This is a genomic window from Alteribacter aurantiacus DSM 18675 (genome assembly GCF_000429705.1).
GTDB classification, from domain to species: Bacteria; Bacillota; Bacilli; order Bacillales; family Salisediminibacteriaceae; genus Alteribacter; species Alteribacter aurantiacus.
Genome location: NZ_AUCJ01000001.1, coordinates 1 through 2,846, shown reverse-complemented (window position 1 = coordinate 2,846; position 2,846 = coordinate 1). Strand labels below are relative to the sequence as shown.

General features: G+C 36.5%; 4 protein-coding genes. 3 read left to right on the top strand and 1 reads right to left on the bottom strand.

The window, feature by feature from the left end; all coding sequences use genetic code 11:
• Positions 1 to 198: helix-turn-helix transcriptional regulator (locus tag G476_RS0100020; RefSeq protein WP_026688298.1), on the top strand; the 198-nt coding region annotated here is incomplete at its 5' end.
• Positions 195 to 572, top strand: a complete 378-nt coding sequence (locus tag G476_RS0100015) for a hypothetical protein (RefSeq protein WP_035185835.1) — start codon at positions 195 to 197, stop codon at positions 570 to 572. The genes G476_RS0100020 and G476_RS0100015, both read left to right, overlap by 4 nt.
• Before the next feature lie 149 nt (positions 573 to 721).
• On the opposite strand, the gene G476_RS20890 is transcribed toward G476_RS0100015, so the two are convergent.
• Positions 722 to 1,315 carry a hypothetical protein gene (locus G476_RS20890; RefSeq protein WP_051314585.1) on the bottom strand — a complete coding sequence of 198 codons (594 nt, stop codon included), beginning with the start codon at positions 1,313 to 1,315 and terminating at the stop codon, positions 722 to 724.
• A 408-nt stretch (positions 1,316 to 1,723) separates the two neighbouring features.
• Between G476_RS20890 and G476_RS0100005 the strand changes: the two genes are divergently transcribed.
• Positions 1,724 to 2,846 (top strand): replication protein (locus tag G476_RS0100005; RefSeq protein ID WP_035185834.1); only part of this gene is annotated, 1,123 nt, incomplete at its 3' end.

Below are 2,846 nucleotides of genomic sequence, written 5' to 3'. Positions count from 1 at the left end.
AAAAAAAGTGGCTTATCACAAGATATGTTTGCTGAAAAGTTGGGTGTTTCTCGACAAACTGTTTCCTCAATTGAAAAAGGAAAATACAATCCCTCTTTACCATTAGCAATGCATATTGCTGAGCTATTAAAAAAGAATATTGAAGATATCTTCTTATTAGAGGAAAAGGATAGAAATAAAGGAGGAAAATTAAAATGAAAAGCAGAAGCGGAAATTTTTTAATAGGTTTAACAGTATTGATAACTAGTATCTATATTATATTTAGTCAAGTATTTAACCCCGATATAGAATTAAATGCTACTGGTTTTTTACTTTTTTCAGTATCAATTATGTTTCTATGTTTAGGTTATTTATTCCCTCAGTATCAAAGTGAAGACGAAAGAATAAGAATGATTAAAGAAAAAGGAATGTATTTCTCTTATTTTGCTATTATGATCTTTTATTTAATATTTATTATTTTAATTGGATATGACTTTATAAATGTAACTGCATTTTCCTTGGTTCAGATACTAGGTGCTTTAACAATAATTACTGTTTTTTTATCTCAAGTAATTTTATCTAAAGTTTATTAAACTCATTTTTGAAAGGAAGGATTTTAATTATGCTAGATAGTATCCCTGTTCTTTTACAAGTAGGATTTTTTATAGTTATATTCATTATTTTTAGTTTTGGAAAACGTATAAAAAGCAATGCATAATATTATGCATTGCTTTTATTTTTTTTAAAGAGATTCTACTGAAAAAACATTTACCCAAGTAACACTTACTTTTACACCATTACCTCGGTTATTAGCTTCGACACGAGTTGCTAAAAGAGCCCAATAACCACCTGATACCGCTGCGATACCACCTACCGGTGGAAACCATTTAGTTACACCAGTCACCATTCCGGCCCCTGCAGCTTGCGAAAGTAATCGAAGTCTATATTCATTAGCTTGCGAATTATTAAACAACCTTTGATATCCCCACCAATGGTATGACCAACTACCATAACCAGCATGGTGAAAGGTTGAAAACCCCGTTTCACTAATGTTAAGATCTTCATCAATTACTAAATTACCTTCTAACACTTCTTTATTAATCTGATCAAAATGACTTTCTAGATTTTCAAGATCGAAAGCTTGGTACAACCCTCTAGGTACACCCTCTAAAGCTAATGTCCCATCCTCTTGTAACTCAACATAAGGTTCTACTAAATTTAAAACATCGACTTTACTAGAGTTTGCTGATGAGTTACCTTCCTGTCCAAAAACTGGAGGAGTCATCGTGCCCAAAAACATAACTAAGACTAAGAAACTGCAAACTAACTTTTTCATCTTCACACATCCTTTTTATGTAATATATTAAATACATTAACATGAAAATATGGTAAAAAAGACAAAAAACGTTAATTTATGTATAAATATATAAAAATATACAATTTACCTAGGTACTAAGAACTATCACCTTCGAAGGTTTGTGTAAGTGTACAACTACATTTGTATTTTCTTCTTTTTAAGTATCTTTTAATTATATAAATCCTTTCATTCCTTCTTAAAACAATCAGTGCTAGAATAATAGACATAAGAAAAACCCCTACTGTTTGGCGACGGCGGGGCTTTTCAAAAAGAAAAAGGAAGGACAAATGCCTTCATATGAAGGGTAAGATACCCTCTTTTCATATATTGTATTTTAAATATACCATAGGCATATGTTCCTTTCCAAGAGAAAAGGAGAGGAAAAAAATGAAAGGCATAGATGGACTGGCTTTAAAAGAAGCGCAATATCACGCATGGTTTCACCACAACGGCGGTGACGGATGGGTAACCGTCGCCAAGCGAAACGGCCAAGAAGATTGGAAACAGTATCACTATAAGCCGGAGGATCTGGCCGATCGACTGGCGAACTGGATTGGCGAAGATGTGTACTTCAGTCAGAACACGTTTTTTAAACCACAACGAAATATAGAAAACATTCGCCAGCTACGCTCTTTATATATTGATTTGGACTTTTATTTATTTAATTATGAACCGGACTGGATTCTTGGAAAGCTTGAGTATGAGTACTTTGGCCAAGCTGTCCCAGAACCGAACATTTTGATCTTCAGCGGTCAGGGGCTCGTCTTGATCTGGCTTTTAGAACCCATTCCGCAACAGGCGTTACCACTATGGCAGGCTGTTCAGAATCATTTCTTAGGAACGTTAAAGACCCTGGGTGGAGACGAAAAAGCGTCTGACGCAGCCAGAGTGTTTCGGATCGCCGGAAGCATTAACAGTAAAAATGGCGAAATGGTAAAAGCGGAGTACCGCCATGATTACCGTTATGTATTACGAGATCTTCAGCATGATTATTTACCGGATCTTACACCGGAAATTCAGCCCGGGGTTAAAAAGCGCGGGCGAAAGAAAAAGGTTGCGCACTTATTTACTACATACAAATTGCACTACGCGAGACTTTTGGATTTAGTGAAGCTGGTGGAAATGAGAAGCTATGATGTTACCGGTTACCGTGAAACGATTTGTTTTTTATACCGGTATTGGCTTTGTTGTTATACAAATGCCCCCGCAGAAGCGTTAAATCAAACGCAGACGCTTAATTTACAGTTCCGAGAACCTTTACCCCTAAAAGAGGTTGAACGCGCTACACGGAGCGCTGAGAAAGCCTGGAAGGCAAAAAACAGCGAGGAAGCCAATGCCGTTGCGATAAAAAAAGGGTACCCGGGTGCAGGATATAACATTAGCAACAAAAAGCTGATTATGTGGCTGGATATCACCGCTGAAGAACAGACGGAGCTTCGAACGATTATATCTGCTGAGGAGAAGCGGAAACGAAAAATGATGGCCAACAGGGAGCTGCGAGGATCTGTTT